This is a genomic window from Streptomyces sp. NPDC107521 (genome assembly GCF_055598485.1).
In genome coordinates, this window is sequence record NZ_JBVKAT010000023.1 from 41,232 (window position 1) to 57,680 (window position 16,449).

The 16,449-nt window shown below is 70.1% G+C and carries 17 protein-coding genes and 1 pseudogene; 11 read left to right on the forward strand and 7 right to left on the reverse strand.

Annotated features, from left to right (window positions below):
- Positions 1-180: 180 nt before the first annotated feature.
- From ACZ7LB_RS27170 to ACZ7LB_RS27180, 3 genes are all read left to right on the forward strand, one after another.
- The gene (locus tag ACZ7LB_RS27170; protein WP_471471848.1) at positions 181-993 is read left to right on the forward strand and encodes a class I SAM-dependent methyltransferase; all 813 of its coding nucleotides are present in this window, start codon (positions 181-183) and stop codon (positions 991-993) included.
- Between the two features lie 226 nt (positions 994-1,219).
- A complete protein-coding gene (locus tag ACZ7LB_RS27175) occupies positions 1,220-2,302 on the forward strand; it encodes a C40 family peptidase (protein WP_471471912.1) in 1,083 nt (360 codons plus the stop codon).
- 607 nt (positions 2,303-2,909) lie between these two features.
- The gene (locus ACZ7LB_RS27180) at positions 2,910-4,358 is read left to right on the forward strand and encodes a PP2C family protein-serine/threonine phosphatase (protein ID WP_471471849.1); all 1,449 of its coding nucleotides are present in this window, start codon (positions 2,910-2,912) and stop codon (positions 4,356-4,358) included.
- A 121-nt stretch (positions 4,359-4,479) separates the two neighbouring features.
- Here ACZ7LB_RS27180 and ACZ7LB_RS27185 read toward each other — a convergent pair whose 3' ends face one another.
- The 3 genes from ACZ7LB_RS27185 to ACZ7LB_RS27195 all read right to left on the reverse strand — a co-directional run bounded on the left by ACZ7LB_RS27185 (position 4,480) and on the right by ACZ7LB_RS27195 (position 6,100).
- Positions 4,480-4,812 carry a DUF2516 family protein gene (locus ACZ7LB_RS27185; RefSeq protein WP_161229876.1) on the reverse strand — a complete coding sequence of 111 codons (333 nt, stop codon included), beginning with the start codon at positions 4,810-4,812 and terminating at the stop codon, positions 4,480-4,482.
- Between the two features lie 107 nt (positions 4,813-4,919).
- Entirely contained in the window at positions 4,920-5,558 is a 639-nt protein-coding gene (locus ACZ7LB_RS27190) for a hypothetical protein (RefSeq protein ID WP_471471850.1), read from the reverse strand.
- Positions 5,559-5,638: 80 nt separating this feature from the next.
- Entirely contained in the window at positions 5,639-6,100 is a 462-nt protein-coding gene (locus ACZ7LB_RS27195) for a helix-turn-helix domain-containing protein (RefSeq protein WP_471471851.1), read from the reverse strand.
- A 394-nt stretch (positions 6,101-6,494) separates the two neighbouring features.
- Between ACZ7LB_RS27195 and ACZ7LB_RS27200 the strand changes: the two genes are divergently transcribed.
- From ACZ7LB_RS27200 to ACZ7LB_RS27215, 4 genes are all read left to right on the forward strand, one after another.
- Positions 6,495-7,145, forward strand: coding sequence for a DUF3223 domain-containing protein (locus tag ACZ7LB_RS27200; protein WP_471471852.1), 651 nt, complete (start codon positions 6,495-6,497; stop codon positions 7,143-7,145).
- 114 nt (positions 7,146-7,259) lie between these two features.
- Entirely contained in the window at positions 7,260-8,735 is a 1,476-nt protein-coding gene (locus ACZ7LB_RS27205) for an ATP-dependent nuclease (protein ID WP_471471853.1), read from the forward strand.
- Between the two features lie 325 nt (positions 8,736-9,060).
- Entirely contained in the window at positions 9,061-9,318 is a 258-nt protein-coding gene (locus ACZ7LB_RS27210; RefSeq protein ID WP_471471854.1) for a hypothetical protein, read from the forward strand.
- Positions 9,319-9,405: 87 nt separating this feature from the next.
- A complete protein-coding gene (locus ACZ7LB_RS27215) occupies positions 9,406-9,681 on the forward strand; it encodes a hypothetical protein (RefSeq protein ID WP_471471855.1) in 276 nt (91 codons plus the stop codon).
- A gap of 241 nt (positions 9,682-9,922) precedes the next feature.
- Here ACZ7LB_RS27215 and ACZ7LB_RS27220 read toward each other — a convergent pair whose 3' ends face one another.
- Positions 9,923-10,246 (reverse strand): hypothetical protein, encoded by a 324-nt coding sequence (locus ACZ7LB_RS27220; RefSeq protein WP_471471856.1) that lies wholly within the window; start codon positions 10,244-10,246, stop codon positions 9,923-9,925.
- 106 nt (positions 10,247-10,352) lie between these two features.
- Positions 10,353-10,723, reverse strand: a pseudogene (locus tag ACZ7LB_RS27225) (VOC family protein).
- Between the two features lie 355 nt (positions 10,724-11,078).
- On the opposite strand from ACZ7LB_RS27225, the gene ACZ7LB_RS27230 reads away from it, so the two are divergent.
- Positions 11,079-11,462, forward strand: coding sequence for a hypothetical protein (locus ACZ7LB_RS27230; RefSeq protein WP_471471857.1), 384 nt, complete (start codon positions 11,079-11,081; stop codon positions 11,460-11,462).
- 315 nt (positions 11,463-11,777) lie between these two features.
- Here ACZ7LB_RS27230 and ACZ7LB_RS27235 read toward each other — a convergent pair whose 3' ends face one another.
- Positions 11,778-12,719 (reverse strand): LysR family transcriptional regulator, encoded by a 942-nt coding sequence (locus ACZ7LB_RS27235; RefSeq protein ID WP_471471858.1) that lies wholly within the window; start codon positions 12,717-12,719, stop codon positions 11,778-11,780.
- 98 nt (positions 12,720-12,817) lie between these two features.
- Here ACZ7LB_RS27235 and ACZ7LB_RS27240 point away from each other — a divergent pair, with 98 nt between their 5' ends.
- Together ACZ7LB_RS27240 and ACZ7LB_RS27245 are read left to right on the forward strand one after the other, a co-directional pair.
- Positions 12,818-13,183 carry a YybH family protein gene (locus ACZ7LB_RS27240; RefSeq protein WP_471471859.1) on the forward strand — a complete coding sequence of 122 codons (366 nt, stop codon included), beginning with the start codon at positions 12,818-12,820 and terminating at the stop codon, positions 13,181-13,183.
- 560 nt (positions 13,184-13,743) lie between these two features.
- Positions 13,744-14,832 carry a MerR family transcriptional regulator gene (locus tag ACZ7LB_RS27245; protein ID WP_471471860.1) on the forward strand — a complete coding sequence of 363 codons (1,089 nt, stop codon included), beginning with the start codon at positions 13,744-13,746 and terminating at the stop codon, positions 14,830-14,832.
- Between the two features lie 391 nt (positions 14,833-15,223).
- Here the strand turns inward: ACZ7LB_RS27245 and ACZ7LB_RS27250 are convergent, their stop codons facing one another.
- The gene (locus tag ACZ7LB_RS27250; protein WP_471471913.1) at positions 15,224-15,907 is read right to left on the reverse strand and encodes a TetR/AcrR family transcriptional regulator; all 684 of its coding nucleotides are present in this window, start codon (positions 15,905-15,907) and stop codon (positions 15,224-15,226) included.
- Positions 15,908-15,976: 69 nt separating this feature from the next.
- Between ACZ7LB_RS27250 and ACZ7LB_RS27255 the strand changes: the two genes are divergently transcribed.
- Positions 15,977-16,402 carry a hypothetical protein gene (locus ACZ7LB_RS27255; RefSeq protein WP_471471861.1) on the forward strand — a complete coding sequence of 142 codons (426 nt, stop codon included), beginning with the start codon at positions 15,977-15,979 and terminating at the stop codon, positions 16,400-16,402.
- Positions 16,403-16,449: the final 47 nt, after the last annotated feature.

Consider the following 16,449-nt stretch of genomic DNA (forward strand, 5'->3'; position numbering starts at 1 on the left):
GGCCGCTCCCGCCCGGCCCCGCTCCCCGGCCCCGCTCCCCCGGCCCCGTCCCCCCTCTCCCGCCCCGGCACGCACGGCCCCCGCGCCCTCCCCCGGTCCGCCCCCGTGCCCCGTCCCGGCGCGCCCTTCCGCCCCCACCGCCGGTGCCCGCCGGTCCCCGCGCCGCATACCCTCGTACCCATGTCCTCCCGCACCGCCTCCCGCCCCGTGGGCACGGTCACGCGCGGGACGACGAACCCGAACCGGCTGCGCCGCATGGACCGCTGGATCGCCGCCGTCCACGGCGCCGAGCTGCGCCGCGCCGCCGAACCCGTCGCCGTCGACCTCGGCTACGGAGCGGCCCCCTGGACCGCCGTCGAACTGCTGCACCGGCTGCGCGGGGCCGCCCCGCGCACCCGTGTGGTGGGCATCGAGATCGACCCCGCGCGGGTGGCCGCCGCCGCGCCGTACGCGCGCGAGGGGCTCGTCTTCCGGCACGGCGGCTTCGAGGTGCCCGTCTCCCCGCGCCCGCTGCTGATCCGCGCCGCGAACGTGCTGCGGCAGTACGACGAGGGGGAGGTCGCCGCCGTCTGGGAGCGGCTGTGCGCGCGGCTCGCGCCGGCGGCGGAGGGCGGCCGGGGCGGGCTCCTGGTCGAGGGCACCTGTGACGAGATCGGACGCCGCCACGTCTGGGTCGCCCTCGGGCCCGAGGGCCCCCGCACGGTGACCCTCGCCACCCGGCTCGGCTCCCTCGACCGCCCCTCCGACCTGGCCGAACGGCTGCCGAAGGCGCTCATCCACCGCAATGTCCCGGGCGAGCCGGTGCACGCCTTCCTGCGCGACTTCGACCGCGCCTGGGCCGCCGCCGCGCCCTACGCCTCCTACGGCGCCCGCCAGCGCTGGCTGCGCGCGGTGCGGGACCTGACCGCCGACTGGCCGGTGACGGACGGTCCGGCGCGCTGGCGGCAGGGCGAGGTGACGGTGCGCTGGGAGGCCCTGGCGCCCCGCCGGTGATCCCGCCGGTGATCCCGCCGGTGATCCCGCCGGTGATCCCGCCGGTGATCCCGCCGGTGGGGGAACGTTCTCCGCGCGGTGTTCGTCCCACAGCGGGGGGACGTCCCGGGGAGAGGCGTCCGCGCCCGGCGGCGGTGACGCGGCCGCCTCTGTCGCTTTGCGCCCGGACGTGGCACGATCCCCGGGCGACCACATGTTACTGACGGTTAACCAGGTGGGGGACGGCATGGGTACGGGCAAGCGTGTCCTGGTCACGGCGGCCCTGGCCGTCGTCTGCGCGACCACCGCCCTGGCGGTGCCCGGCACGGCCCTCGCGGCCCCCGCCCCGCCTCCCGCCGCCCCGCCGGCCACCGCGACGCCCCCGGCCGCGCCGGACAGGGATCTCGAAGCCGTGCGCAAGCAGTTGGAGAAGCTGTACCGCGCGGCGGCGGTCGCCACCGAGGAGTACAACGCCGCCGACGAGAAGGCGCGGGAGCAGTCCGCCCAGCTCGACGAGCTGACCGTCAGGATCGACGCGGGCCGCGAGCGGCTGGCCGCGCTCCGGGACCGCGCCGGGGCCGCCGCCCGCGCCCAGTACCGCACCGGCGGGATGCCCGACGAGGCCAAGCTGATCCTGAACGGCGACCCCGACGACTTCCTCGACGGCACCGGCCGCGTCATCCAGGGCGAGCGCGCAGCCAAGGGCCTGCTCGGCGACCTGACCCGCGCCCAGGAGGACCTGGAGACGTACCAGGCGGACGCCTCGGTCCACCTCACCCGGCTGGAGTCGAACCGCAGGGCCAAGGCCACCGCGCGCAAGAAGGTCGAGAAGCGGATCGCGGCGGCCGAGGAGCTGGAGTCGCGGCTGGAGAAGGAGGAGAAGGTGCGCCTGGCCCGGCTGGAGCGGCTGGCCGCCGAGCGCGCCCAGAACGCCTGGCTCGGCTCCGGCGCCCTCAAGGAGACCGGCGGCACCGCGACCGAACGCGGGGAGAAGGCGGTGGAGTACGCCACCGCGCAGATCGGCAAGCCCTACCAGTGGGGCGCGGCGGGCCCGGCGTCGTACGACTGCTCGGGGCTGACCTCCCAGGCCTGGCTGGCCGCCGGGCGGGCGATCCCGCGCACCTCGCAGGAGCAGTGGAGGCGGCTGGAGCGGGTCGAGGTCGCGGACATGCGGCCCGGCGACCTGATCGTCTACTTCAAGGACGCCAGCCACATCGGGATGTACATCGGGGACGGCAGGATGGTGCACTCCCCGCGCCCCGGGCGCACGGTGACGATCGCGGGGGCGGGCTCGATGCCGATCCTCGGCGTGGTCCGCCCGGACGCGTAGCCCCTCCGGGACGGATACGGCCGGGCGGTGCCCTTACGAGGGTGCCTTACGGGGGGTGCCTTACGGGGTGGGATGCCCCTACTGGACGCGGCGGCCTTACCGGGCGGAGTTCTCCATGGGGGCGGTGCTCCTCCGGGCCGGCGGTGCCCTCTGCGGGCGGGTTCCCGTACGGGACGGGACGCCGCTCCGGGATGACGGCGCCACCTGCGGACGGGGTTCCCCACGGAATGGCGGCAGTGGGGGGCGGCGTGCCCCTGCCGGGGCGGTGTCCCCGCGAACGTGGGACCGCGCGCCCCCGTCCCCTCCGTCCCCGTACCCCCGTAACCTCACGCGCCCCGCGCCCCGCGCCCCCGCGTGACCCTCCCCACACGCCACCGGAGTGACCCGTTCCACGTCCCGTGCGGCACCCGCGTGACGTTCGTCATTCGCAAAGGCCCCGGAACCTGTCCAACTCCGCCCCAGAACGCTGCATATGACAGGCACCGGAGCCCGCCCCGCGTGCCGCGGACCATTCCACCCCGGCGCCGACACCCGCTATGGTCCCCGTCGGTGGGTCGAGGTCCCTCGCCCCGCCGTGCCCTCGGGGGGAGGGAAGGAACCGAACAGCATGCCCGTACCCGTACCGGGGCCGAGAGCGACACCGGCCGCGGAGAGTGGTCAGGCGCGGCCCGTCTGCCCGGGCGGTGGCCGCCGGCAGGCGCGCACCCCGCCGGACGGCGCGCCGGACGAGAGCGCCATGGAGAACCACGAGACGACGACCGGACGGCCCGGGAACGACGCCCGCGCCCACGTCCTCACCGGCACCGGCACCCGCACCGGCCTCCACGCCGACGGCGGCGATGACGCGTGCCCCGAGGCCGCGGCGGAGGCCGCCCCCGCCGTGCCCGCCCCGCTGACGCTGCTGCTCATCGAGGACGATCCCGGCGGCTTCCCGATCGTGCCGGACCTGCTGGACCGCTCCGGCGGGCCGGTCCGCGTCCGCACCGCCCGCAACCTCACCGAGGCCGAGCGGCTGCTGACCGACGACGTCCACTGCATCCTGCTCGACCTGGCCCTGCCCGCCCCCGGCCGCGCGGACGGCGACGACGAGCTGGCCGTGCTCCGGCACGTGCTGGCGCTGGCGCCCCGGCACGCCGTGCTGGCGCTCACCTCCGCGGGCGACGCCGAGCGCGGCGCGGAGGCCGTGGCCGTCGGCGCGCAGGACTACCTGCTCCGCGACGAGCTGGACGGCCGGCTGCTGAGCCGCGCGATCCGCTACGCCGTCGAGCGCAAGCGCTCCGACTCGGCCGAGCGGCGCCTGGCCGAGGGGCGGCTGCACGCGCAGGAGAACGCCCGCCTGGAGCGCGGCCTGCTGCCGACGCCCCTGCTGGACGGCGCCTCGCTGCGCTTCGCCGCCCGCTACCGCCCCGGCCGCTCCCGCGCCCTGCTCGGCGGCGACTTCTACGACGTGGTCCGCACTCCGGACGGCACCGTGCACGCCATGATCGGGGACGTCTGCGGGCACGGCCCGGACGAGGCGGCGCTCGGCGTGGAACTGCGCATCGCCTGGCGGGCACTGACCCTGGCGGGGCTCTGCGGCGACCGGCTGCTGAGCACGCTCCAGGAGGTGCTGGAGCACGAGCGCTCCGACGAGGAGATCTTCGCGACCCTGTGCACGGTCGACATCGCGCCGGACGGCCGCCGCGCGGGGGTGTGCCTCGCCGGGCACCCGGCCCCGCTGGTCACCGCACCGGGGCGGCCCGCCCGGCTGCTGCCGTACGACAGCAACGGCCCGGCGCTCGGTCTGCTGCCGAACGCCCGCTGGCCGCGGACGCAGGTGGAGCTGGGCGCCGAGTGGAGCCTGATGCTCTACACCGACGGGCTGATCGAGGGGTACACCGGCGAGGGCCGCGAGCGGCTGGGCGAGGACGGCATGGTGGAGCTGGTGCGCCGCCGCCTCTCCGAGGGGCTGCGCGGCGAGGAACTGCTGCGCGAGACCGTCAACGAGGTGCGGGCGCTCAACGGCGGCGAACTGGCCGACGACGTGGCCGTCGTCCTGCTGGACCGCACGGCCTGAACCGGCGGCGCGCCCCCGTCACCGGCCCGGGGCGGTCCCGCCCGGAGGGCGGAGAGCCCCCGCCCTCCGGGCGGGAAGGCCGCGGCGCCCGGCCGTCCCGTCCCGTGAGGCCCGGCCCCGGTCAGCGGCCCCCGTTCCAGGGACCGTAGGGGCCGTCGCTGCTGGAACCGCGCCGCGGACGGCCGCCGCCGGACAGACCGCGCAGCGCGGGCCGCACGTCGACCATGTATACGATCGTCGCGATGAGGCCGATGATCGGCAGGAACGCGAGGATCGGGAAGATCAGGTCCACCACGAAGGCGATCCCGAGGACGATCAGCCAGAACGGCTTGGTCTGCTTGTCGGCCGCGCGGTAGCTGTCCTCGCGGCGCAGGGCGGCGTCGATCAGCGCGAAGCCGCTGAAAAGGATCAGGGCGGTACTCAGCAGCCACATCAGGCTCGCGAATCCCTGCATCAGCACAACGTCCACCACCAGAGTCGGATCGTGTCCACCCGGTCACCGTACCCGGAGAACGAACCGGGCATCCCCGGGGTGCCCGGGTCGTTCCGGGGGCGACGGCGTCACTCGGCGGGCGGCGGGGTCTTCCTGGCGGCGGTGTTGTTCTTCCGCGCCGGGGCCCTGCGGGCGGCCGGGGTCCGCTTCGCGGCGGGCCTGGCCGCGGGTTCGCCGTCCTCCGCGGCGGGCCCTGCGGCGGGCTCCCCGCCCCCGGCGGCGGCCGGGCGGGGCTCGGGCTCGACCGCGACGGCCAGGCCCTCCACCTCCCCGGCTGCGTCCTCGATGTCGTCGGCGGCCCGGCCGCGCCAGGTGCGGACGGTCTGCTCGCCGTGGTCCGCGACCTTCTCGTAGGTCTCGCGCGCCTTCACGGCGTACTCGGCGGCGACGCCGACACCGCGCAGGGCGAGGTCCTGGGCGGTCTCGCCGAGCTTCTTGAAGTCGGTGTCGAGGGAGCCGATGAACTCGTTGACCTTGGTCTGGAGAGTCCCCTGCGTCTCCCTGACCCGGGCGGCGGCACGCTCCTGCACGGCCTTCGGGTCGGTGTTGCGGACGGCCTCGATGCGGGACGGGGCCTCGGCGCGCCACTGCTCCACCAGCACCGGCACCTTCTTGGCCTGCTGGAACGCCAGGTCGGCGGTGCCCGCGGCGAAGTAGAGGGGGGTGGGGTCGCTGAAGGTCTTGCGCAGGTCTTCGGTGATGGCCATGGTGATGGTCCTCCGGATCACGTTCTGCTGAGGGTGGATGTTGCTGGTTCCGCCTCCGGCCGGGCTGCGGTGGCCGCCGCTCATCCGGCCGGGCGCGGCGGGACGGCTCCGCCGTCACCGGCCGCTTGGGTGCGGGGCCCGGATATGGAGGTGTCACCGCCGTCGCCGGGAGCACCGGCGGCGTCGCCGGTCCCGAGGCCGTTCTCCTTGCGGAAGGACTCGTAGATCTGGAGCAGCACCTGCTTCTGCCGCTCGTTCAGACCGGGATCGGCGAGGATGACCGCACGCGTCTCCACCTCGTCCCGGTCCCGCTCCGCGTCGAGGATCCCGGCACGGACGTAGAGCGTCTCGGCGGAGATCCGCAGGGCCTTGGCGACCTGCTGCAGCACCTCCGCGCTCGGCTTGCGCAGCCCGCGCTCGATCTGGCTCAGGTACGGATTGGACACCCCCGTGGCGTCGGCGAGCTGCCGCAGCGAGAGCTGCGCGTTGCGCCGCTGCTCGCGCAGGTACTCACCGAGGTTGCCGACGTTGAGCGATGCCATGCCCCCACCATGCCTCCGCCCGCTAACTTTTGCAAGCAGCCTGCTTGCAAAAGGCGGCACGGGAGCGCCGGGACCACCTGCGACGCGCCTGGGCAGGTGTCCGTTCCCGCGGAACGTGGCGGAGTCCCGTGGATCTGGCGGTGGTCATGGCGGAGTCCCACCGATCTGGCTGCGACCCAGGGAGGGCGTGAGCGGGATGCGCAAGATTGCGTCAGCAGCAGCGCAGAGTCCATACCGGGATGGCAGGTGGCAGACGGCGTCCCGGAACGTGTCCGCACATGGGAGTCGCGACGAGAAGCGCGTATCCGGAACACTGTCGACGTAGCGTCGATCCAGGCGCCCGAGCATGCGTCGCGTGAGGGGCTGGCGAACGATCGAACAGAAGGGTTGGTTCGTGGCTGAGTTCTGGATTGGGCACCGCCGGTACCGGACGAAGGGGGAGGCGAAAGAGGCCGTACGCGAGGTGCTGTACCAGTACAACGTGGGCAGCATCGTGGACCAGGAGGACGATCACCTGCTCTTGCTGGACCTCCTCGACATGCATCACGAAGCGGACGACAAGATCGGTCCGGGCGTTGAAGCCTTCGCGATCGCCCCTCCACCGCGTGGCCCGTATCCGGGCTTCGAGGTGATCCGCACGGACGGGAGCCGCATCGACTTCTCCTACCAGACGTGCCTGAAGCCGCCGACCTACCGTCAGCAGGTCATGAACGTGATGCGGGACGAGATCAAGTCGACGATCAATGCCTACTTCGAGTCGCGAAAAACGGTCGGCTTACTGGTCTCAGACCAGTCCGGCACGCCCCTGGACAGCAGCAACACCGCCGTGAGCTATTTCCAGGGGCCCTCATTCGTGGACATCGCCGAGGAGTTCGCCGAGACAGTCGGCGGGTGGGAAGCGATCGAGCTGACCCCGTCGACAGAGCCCGGACTTGGAAAGCTCAAGGACCGCGGCCTGGCCGAACTCTGGTTCAACCACCACCAGGAGCACGCCGTACTCGGGCTTCTGTCATCACAGGAGAACCAGCGCCGTCCCCGCCGGTGACACAACTCCCAGGGCCGGGCGGCTGGTCCACCGCCGCCGGCGCGAGCATGGCGGGCCGACTTGAAGCTGCCCGCCAGGAGATCGCCTTGCTGCGGGCAAGAAGGAGAATACTGAGTGAGCACTTCGCGCAAAACACCCCCCACCCTGTCTCCACTTACGCACGAGTGGAACACGGCACGGAACACGGCAAAAGGGTGGCCGCAATTCCTGGAAGCTGTGCACGTGGACGGACTGAGGGGATGGAACAACGAGACTGTCGAATTCCGATTCCCCGTCGTTGCAGTTGCTGGCGAAAATGGGGCAGGAAAGAGCACCATCCTCAAAGTTGCAGCTGCCGCCTATGTGGCAAACCAAGAGAACGGGTTGACTTTCTACCCGGATGATTTCTTCCCTAATACACCATGGGAAACTGTCGAAGGTGTTTCCTTGGGTTACCAGATCAGGCGCGGAAATTCCGTCAGCAATCTGACCTTGAGAAAGCCTACCAAACGATGGCGCGGAATGCCTGAAAGGTTCCGTCGCCCCGTGTTTTTTCTGGACATCAGCCGCACGCAGCCCATCAACACTCTAGTGGGATATGGAAAGATCGCTAAAGAGCTGAACTTCCCCGGAGATATCACACCATTCAGCGAGTCCGACCGGGCACTGCTATCCCGAATCATGAACAAGTCATACACCGCGAGCGGTATCGCGAAGTACGAAAACAAACAGGTTGGAGTCCTGACCACCGACGCGGGAGAATACTCAAATTTTCATCAGGGTGCTGGCGAGGACGCCACCACAGACCTGGTCGCATTGCTCCGATCCGCCCCCGCACAGTCTCTCGTCATCATCGATGAGGTTGAAGCCTCTCTCCATCCGAGGGCCCAGCGCCGCCTGATGACGGAACTGTTCGCCATCTCGAAGGAAAGGAAGATCCAATTCATCCTTTCCACCCACTCGGCCACCATCCTTGAACAACTACCAACTGAGGCTCGCGTCTACATTCAGGCTCAGCGTAACGGGCTACGAAACATTATCTATGGAGTGACTCCGGAGTTCGCCATGTCGCTCATGGATGATGTTGACCATCCGGAACTCACGATATATTGCGAGGACGAGCAAGCGCAGATTCTGATTGACGCATTGACCTCCCAGGAGATGCCGGAAATCAGGAATCGAGTGGCGGTGATACCAGTGGGTGCCGCTTCCACAGTGAAAACCCTCGGGGAGCTAGCATCGAAGAATAAGCTCCCCAATCGATCGCTCGGGATTCTCGATGGAGATCAAGAGGAAAGTGCGGGCTGCATTCTTCTTCCAGGCACACAGGCCCCCGAGAAGGAAGTCTTTGGCGCCCTTGATGAGGCGGCTTGGGAGAAGGTTTCTAATCGCCTCGATGTCCGAGTTGCTGATCTCCTCGAAGCCGTTGATGATGCACGCCAGATCGAGAATCACCATGCGTGGGCCCGCAAGGTGGCAGAACGGCTTGGCCCGCGAGTTCGCGTCGGACGGGTTTGGGAAGATATCGCCTCAGTGTGGTCCAAGGAAGTAGTCGATCCAGCCGAACGAACGGCGTTCGTCGAAGCAATCCTCCAGTATCTGATCAAGTAACTGGGTGCGCGCCCGAACGCGATCGTGTTCGGGCGCGCACCCAGTCAAGGACTGTCCCGGGAGTGCTTTGACGTCGGCAGGCGCGACTACGACACCTTCATCCTCATGGGTGGTTTCGCCCCGTTGGACCTGGCGGATTCCAACTCGTTCTGGACAGTTGCGTACATGGGGATGGGCACGGAGGGGTTCGAGGTCGGCTGGCGGGACGCCCACGGCGAGCATCGATGTTCGCTGGCCGAGGCGGCAGTAGTGGAGTTCGAGGCGGGGCTACCGCGGTCAGCGGAACTTCCCGGGCCTGTACTGGTCGGCCACGACGGGCGGGCACGTGGGGTTCGAGTCGTGGCTGGAGCGGGATCACGCGATGCTGCTGGACTTCACACCGGAGGGCGCCGGTCTGCTGGGCGGGGCTCGGCAGGTGGGTGATCCGATCGCGGTGCTGCCGGTGCTGTTCCACCTGCTCTGGCGCCGGATTCTGACCATGGATTTGGAGACCGGACTGCTGTCGGCGGACACGCAGGTCCGGCTCGGCGTCCGGGAGGGAGACGGGGATGCAGTCGCGTCCGCGGCTGCTGCGAGCGGGTGACCTGGTCCGGTTCGACGGGCGCCTGCACACAGTGGCTGCGTTGGAGGGGACTGCGTCCGGGCGGTCGACGAGGGACAGCCTGCGAGCGTGGTGATGCTGGCCCATCTGCTGTCTTCGGACGGCTTCGAGGTGGTCACACCGGCCTCGGTGCGGACGGTGGTCCCACCTGCCTCGGTACGGACGGTGGTCCCACCGGCCTCGGTACGGACGGTGGTCCCACCGGCCTCGGTGCGGACGGTGGTCCCACCGGCCGGAGCACTGGAAGGGCTCCCGGCGAAGGCGGTGGAGCGGGCCGAGTGGTGGCAGCGGCAGCTGGTGGAGATGCTCACCGGCGGCCGCTGGACGATTCGCACGGGCCGGTGAAACCCGAATACGACCCGGCGGTCCGGTCTCTGCGGCAGCGGGAACCGGCGAAGACTGCGGAGCTGGCGGCGCCGCGGCAAGCAACTCGCCGGCCGCTGCGTCGTCGCGCGCACGGGAGCGACACTTCCCGCCCAGATCTGGGCATCCATCCACGACAACATCTGTCTTCGCCACAACCTCTGGATCGGCAAGGACGTCTTCACCCCCGAGCAACAACTCGACCTGACCCGCACCTCTGACGTCATCCGCGCTCAACCGCCGTTCCTGGCGGCTCCGGCGACGTTACGGCCCGAACGTCACTGACATCTGCCAGGGCGCCACCGGCAAGCTCTGGAGCGGTCTTGCCCACCGCCACTACCAACTCAACCGCCGAGTCGCACTCCTCCACGACCTGGTCCGAGCCGAGGGGCCGACAGCCGAGCCGGAGGAGACGGCCCAGTGGCGGATCGCAGCTGGACACCCCGAACACGTCACACTGATCGGCCTGTTCGCATCGGTTCATTGGCGACGGGCGATCCTTGACGACGGCCTTCTCGTCGTCACGCAGGCCATCGCTGAATTCCACCGCCGATTCCCGATGCAGGCACCCCTTCGTGGCACCAGCCGCACATGGCTCAGCACAACCATCGAGGCCACATCCAGACAGATCGAGGCCCTCGTGAACCCGACAGTCAGCGCGTGACGATGCAGAAAGGATGCCCAGCGGGATCGGTGAGCACCCGTGCTCTGTCACCATGCGGTTGGTGATCCGGCTTGCCCGCACCCAGTTCCAGCAGCCGGGCCTCGGCCTCGTCCAGGTCTCCGCGACCTTGAAGCCGATGTGCAGCTGCTGGGGAACGATCTGGCCAGGCCAACTCGGAGCCCGGTAGTCCTCGACCCGCTGGAAGCCGATGAACAGTCCGTCCTCACGGTTGAGACCGGCGAACCCTGCGTCCGACTTCGGGTGTGGTTCAAAGCCGGTGGCCTGCTGATAGAACGCCGCCAGAGCCAACGGATCAGGGCAATCGAGTGTTATCGCGACCAGTTCCATCTGCAGGGGCATGAGACCTCCGAGCCGATCAGTGAACTTCCGTGCACGCCATAGAGGCGGCTACCTACCGTTGAGCGGGGCGGGAAGAGCGCGTTCGTTCCACTCAACCGTAAGCACAGCAGGTCAGGTCCTCCACATGCCAACAGTTGTCTGGGACAGGACACGGGTCCGTTCCCGAGGAACGTGGCGGAGTCCCGTGGATCTGGCGGTGGACTCGGCGGAGTCCCACCGATCCGGCTGCGGCCCAGGGAGGGTGTGAGCCGGATGCGCAGGGTTGCGTCAGCGGCAGCGCAGGGTCCGTACCGGGGTGGCGGACGGCGTCCCGGAATGTGTCCGAACACGGGAGTCGCGACGAGAAGCCCGGCTGGTGGTCACCTGGCTCGCTGACGGCGGGCTGCGGATCGGCGAGTTCTGCGGGCCGCACCTGGTCGACCTGCACCTGCGCGAGAACGCGGTCCGCAACGAGTGCCTTACCCCGCACGTCCACATCTGCCACCGTCCCAGGAATCCGAACCGGGCCGAGGCGAAGACCAGGGAGCGCTGGAAGGCGGAGGGCGGGACGGTGACCGGCGGGCTGATCAAGCGGGTCGGCCCGGCCATGGCGCACACCTACTTCAAGTACGTCACCACCGAATACCCGCGCGGCGCCGGGCCGCATGCTCCTGGTCCCCCTGCACGGCGCGGACATTGGGCAGTCGTGGGCACCGGTGGCGGCCCGTCGGATGCTCGGCCGGGCCGGCAAGCGCGCTGAACACCGAAGAAGCCCTCAAGGCAGCTCGCGCCGAGATCCTCACCCGACGGACCCGCATCGACGAACTCCGGGGCCGGATAAGCGACTTGCAAGCCGAATGGACCGAAGAAGTCGTTCAGCGGATCACTACCGAGAACACCATCCTCAAGCAGCGCCCTCCGGCTCGCCGCCTTCAACCGCACGCTCGACGAGCGGCTGAAGGCTGCCCGCTCCAACCTCCGCTTCCAGGACCGCCGCGTCGCCGACCTCGAAGCCCGCATCGCAGACTCCGGACCAACAACGTGATCATGTCCCGCTGAGCACTCCACAGCGCGTCTACTGGCGCAGCTCAAGTAGGCCCACATCAGATCTTGAAGAGTTTTCCTGCGACCCAGGGCCGGGCTTGGCGAATGCCTGCCGGCTGTGCACGAGCAACTCACGCACCGCAGGGCTGTGCGTCCTCTTCCAGATCAGGGCGAGCAGAGCGTGTGCTTCGAGGTCATCGATGGTGCGGGCGATGATCCGGTCGCGATGGCTCGCGGCCATCGAATCGCTGAGGACGGCGACGCCGAGTCCGCGGGCGGCGAGGTCGGCAATGGCATCCGCGGCGCTCGCTTGCAACGCGATCGCGGGTCGGAGGCTTTGTGCGGCGCAAGCACGGTCGAACACTGTGCGCAGGCCCGTGCCGGGTGGCATGCACACGATCGGGTGGGCGGCCAGGTCGCGCAGAGTGACTCGCCGCTGTTTCGCCAAGGGGTGCCCGACAGGAACCGCTGCGACGAGCCGCTCGCTGATGATCGTCAACGCCTCCAGTCCGTCGGGGGTGGCGGTTGCGGTCCCGATGAGAGCCAGGTCGATGGTGCCGACGCGCACCCCCTCGACGAGCCGGTCGGAATTGTCCTCCAACAGTGAGATCTCCACCCCGGGATGCGCCCGGTGGAACACGGAGAGAGCGTCAAACAGCGGCGTGAGGGTGCAGCCGACGACCATCCCGACCGTGAGCCGACCCCGGATCAGGTCGGTCACCTCACTCACCGCCCGGCCAACCGCCCCAGCCGCGGCGAGCACCACGCGGGCGTGTTCGAGCGCAGCCTTTCCCGCAACGGTGGGCGTGACGGTGCGCGCCGACCGGTCAAACAGCTCGGCACCGAGCTCACGTTCCAACTGGCGGATCTGAGCGCTGACGCCGGACTGGCTGATGCGCACCCGCTCGGCCGCCCGGGTGAAGCTCTGCTCTTCAGCGACCGCAACAAAATATTCCAGCTGTCTCAGTTCCATGACTGGAAATTCTAGCTATCAGAAGAATCATCTGTTGGACTTCTGATTATCGGACGACCACGATAGGAAGCATCGAAGCCCGATGTCAGGAGGAACCCATGCCGGAATACGAGAAGGCCATGCAACCCGAAGACATCACCCGCTTGTTCGTCGAACGATCCAACGCCGGTGACGCGGCCGGGGTCGCCGCACTCTACGAAGATGATGCAGTGATGGCCTACCCGCCCGGCGACCAGACGGTGGGCCGGGAAGCGATCCGTGCGCTATGGGAGAAGGTGCTGGCCAAACGTCCCCGTTTCGAGCCGGAACAACCACTGCCGACGCTGGTCAGCGGCGACATCGCCCTCACCTCGACCCCACCGAAGGACGGGGCCGGCGCCCGGGCGCAGGTTGTCCGGCGTCAGCCCGACGGAAGCTGGTTGCGTCTGCTCGACCAACCCGAGTTCATCCCGCCCACCTGCTGAAACCCGGCCACCGTCCCGGTGGACGAGCTGTCCCCTGAGAGCACCCGGACGAGCTACAGCAATGGTCTCCATCTCGCCGTCGCGGACATGCAGTCCATGAATCGCCGCAGTTCAGAGCCGGTTCACGAGTTCCTGCGGTCGGAAGATCGACGGAATCCACCTGCTCAACCACGCCACGATCGCCGGTGAAAACCTCTCCGACCACCTGAAGTACTTCACCGAGCACCGGCCCGCGGCCTTCGTCCATGCCGGCATCAACGTCGAACAACCTGGGCTGTTCACCGGTATCCGCGGCAAGCGGCTCGCCGGCCGCTGCGTCCTCGTCCGCGGCGGGCCGGCTCAGCACAACCATCACCGCCACGGCAACGCAGATCGAAGCCCTCCTGGGCCCGCCCCATGAGCCCAACGACGGGCCGACGTCCCCGGCTGGTCACGCAGCCTCCGACCGAGTCGGAGACCACCCAGACGGGCTGAACGGAGCCCTTGGTTGACCTTCACCTTGGGGGAGCCCACAGCATCAGTGGGACCGGGCGACGTGCCTGGCGTGAGGAGGAACGAGCATGGAGTTGCTGACCATCGGGACGTTCGCGAAGGCGTCCCGGCTGTCGCCGAAGGCGCTGCGTCTTTACGACGAACTCGGCCTGCTGACTCCCGCTCGCGTCGACCCGGTGACCGGCTACCGCCTCTACGCACCGGAGCAACTGGATCGGGCCCGGCTGGTTGCCTGGCTCCGACGGCTGGGGATGCCTCTCGCCCGCATCCAACAGGTCTGCACGCTGGAGGCGGGTCCGGCAGCCGAAGAGATCCGCGCGTTCTGGGCCCAGGTCGAAGCCGACACCGCCGCACGGCGGGACTTGGCCACCTTCCTCATCGACCACCTCTCCTGGAAGGACCCTGCCGTGTCCCCTACCGCCAAGCCCCTGGGCATCCGTTACGCAGCCCTTTCCGACACCGGCCGTGTCCGCGAGAGCAACCAGGACACCGCTTACGCAGGATCCCGCCTGCTCGCCGTCGCCGACGGCTTCGGCAGCGGAGGTGCCCCCGCAAGCGCCGCCGCTGTCGACGCGCTCAAGAGCCTCGAAAGCCTCGAAACCGACAGCATCCCGGCGGGCAATCTCCTCAACGTCCTCGAAGACGCGATCGACCGGGCCAGGCAGGCCGTGCACGGCATCTCCGGACTCGGCCCTTCCTCCGAGGATGCCGGGACCACACTCACCGCGTTGCTCTGGACCGGCTCGCGGCCGGCCCTCGTCCACATCGGCGACTCCCGCGTCTACCTCCTGCGGGACGGAGATCTGCTCCAGATCACCCACGACCACACCATGGTGCAGTCGATGGTCGACGAAGGGCGCCTCAGCCCGGAGGAAGCCGCCTCCCACCCCCAGCGGTCCCTGCTGATACGTGCCCTGGGCCCAGGAGCCGACTCCACCCCCGACATCCGTCTGCACGACGCCCAGCGGGGAGACCGCTACCTGCTCTGCTCGGACGGCCTGTCCACCGTCGTGTCGATCGAAGAAATCCGCCGAGTGCTCTCCGGCATCAGCGAGCCCGAGCAGGCGGTCCGCGAACTCGTCGCCCTCGCCAACGGCTCCGGCGGCCCCGACAACGTCGGCTGCGTCGTCGCCGATGTCATGGAGCTCCAGCAGTAGGAGCGAGCGGCATGCACTTCGAGTTGCACCAGGTCCGCTCCCACGAACTCATCCGCGAGGCGGACGAATACCGACTCGCCCAGCAGGTCAGGAAAGCCAGATCGGCCCCCCGCTCCATGCTGGCCAGTACATGGCGACCGACTCCACGGCGCCTGCCGGCACGGCTCCGCGGGTGAACCACCACGCTGCCTACGGTTGAGCGGGACGCCGACCGCCAACTTGCCCCACTCAACCGCTGGCACCGCAGGTCAGAACCCGGCCCTGCCCACGGTGATCTGAGACAGGTCAGCCGGAACCGTGCCGCGCGGGCGGGGCCCGGTGGCCGTCGCCCCGCCGGAATCCGAGGAAGAGCCCGCTCGCCCGCGCCGCCGCGTGGCACCCGCTCGTCCGGTCAGCCGTCGTCCGCGCCCCCGTCGGCCAAGGTCCCGCCCGCCGCGCCCCCGCCGTCCGCACCCCCGCCGTCGTCCGCACCCCCCGTGACATACGGGGAGGCGGCCAGGGCACGGGCCGTGGCGGCGAAGTACTGTTCGTCCGCGTCGGGGGCCAGGCCGAGGCCGACTCCCTGGCTCAGGCCGACGAACAGCGCCCTGAGCGCGGTGGTCAGCCACCGGGCCCGGTCGGGCGTCAGGACGCCGCCCCCGTGCGCCCTCCCGGTGAACAGCGCCACCAGATGGTCCTCCTGCGCCCGGACGGACTCGGCGAGCCGGCCGCCCAGCACGGGATCGTGCAGGGCCATGTCCAGCAGGGTGATCTGGAGCGACAGGGCCGACCGCGCGCCGGGGGCGTCGCAGCCCCGGCGGTAGTGCCGGGCGAAGGCGTCCACCGCCGCCGGCAGGTCCAGCTCGGGCGGGACCGCCCGCTCGACCTCCTCGTAGTACGGCCGCAGATGGTCGGCGACGAGCGCGACCACCAGGCCGTTCTTGCTGCCGAACAGCGAGTACACCGCGCCGGTGGTCAGCCCGGCGAGTTCGGCGATCTCCTCCAGCCTGGCCCGGTACCCGTCCCGGGCCACGACCCGCGCCGCGGCGTCCAGCAGGGCACGGCGGTTGCGCTCCTTGGCCTCCGCCCTCGTCATTCTCATAATTTGATTATTGCCGTAACCTCATGATGAATCCAGTCGGTACGGCTCCGAGGAGGACCGCCCATGACCCGGCCCCTGGCTCCGCCCCTGACCCGCCGGACGGCGGGCGTCCTCGCCGACGGCGCCTTCAAGGTGCTGCTGGGCGCCGCCGCGGCAACCGCCGCCGTCCCGCTCGGCCGGCTGCTCGGCGTGCCCCTCTGGCTGATGGCCGCCTCGGGCGCGGCCCTGCTGGTCTGCGGCGCCGTCGAGATCGCCTGCGCGCGCCACCGGCCGGCGCGCCTCCAGACGCGGCTCATGGTCGGTTACGACATCGGCTGGGTGCTGACGGCCCTCGCCGGGTTCCTGCTGGCGCGGCGGGGCGGCAGCGCCGGGGGCGAGCTGTGGATGGGCTACCAGACGGCCGCGCCGCTCGTGTTCGCCGCGGTCCTGTTCACCGCCGCCCCCGCGCCGGAGGCGTCCGCCGCGCGGGCCCCGGGCACCGCGGGCTGACCGGTGGCCGACCGGTGGCTGGCGGGGGCCCCTGCCTGCGGGCGCCG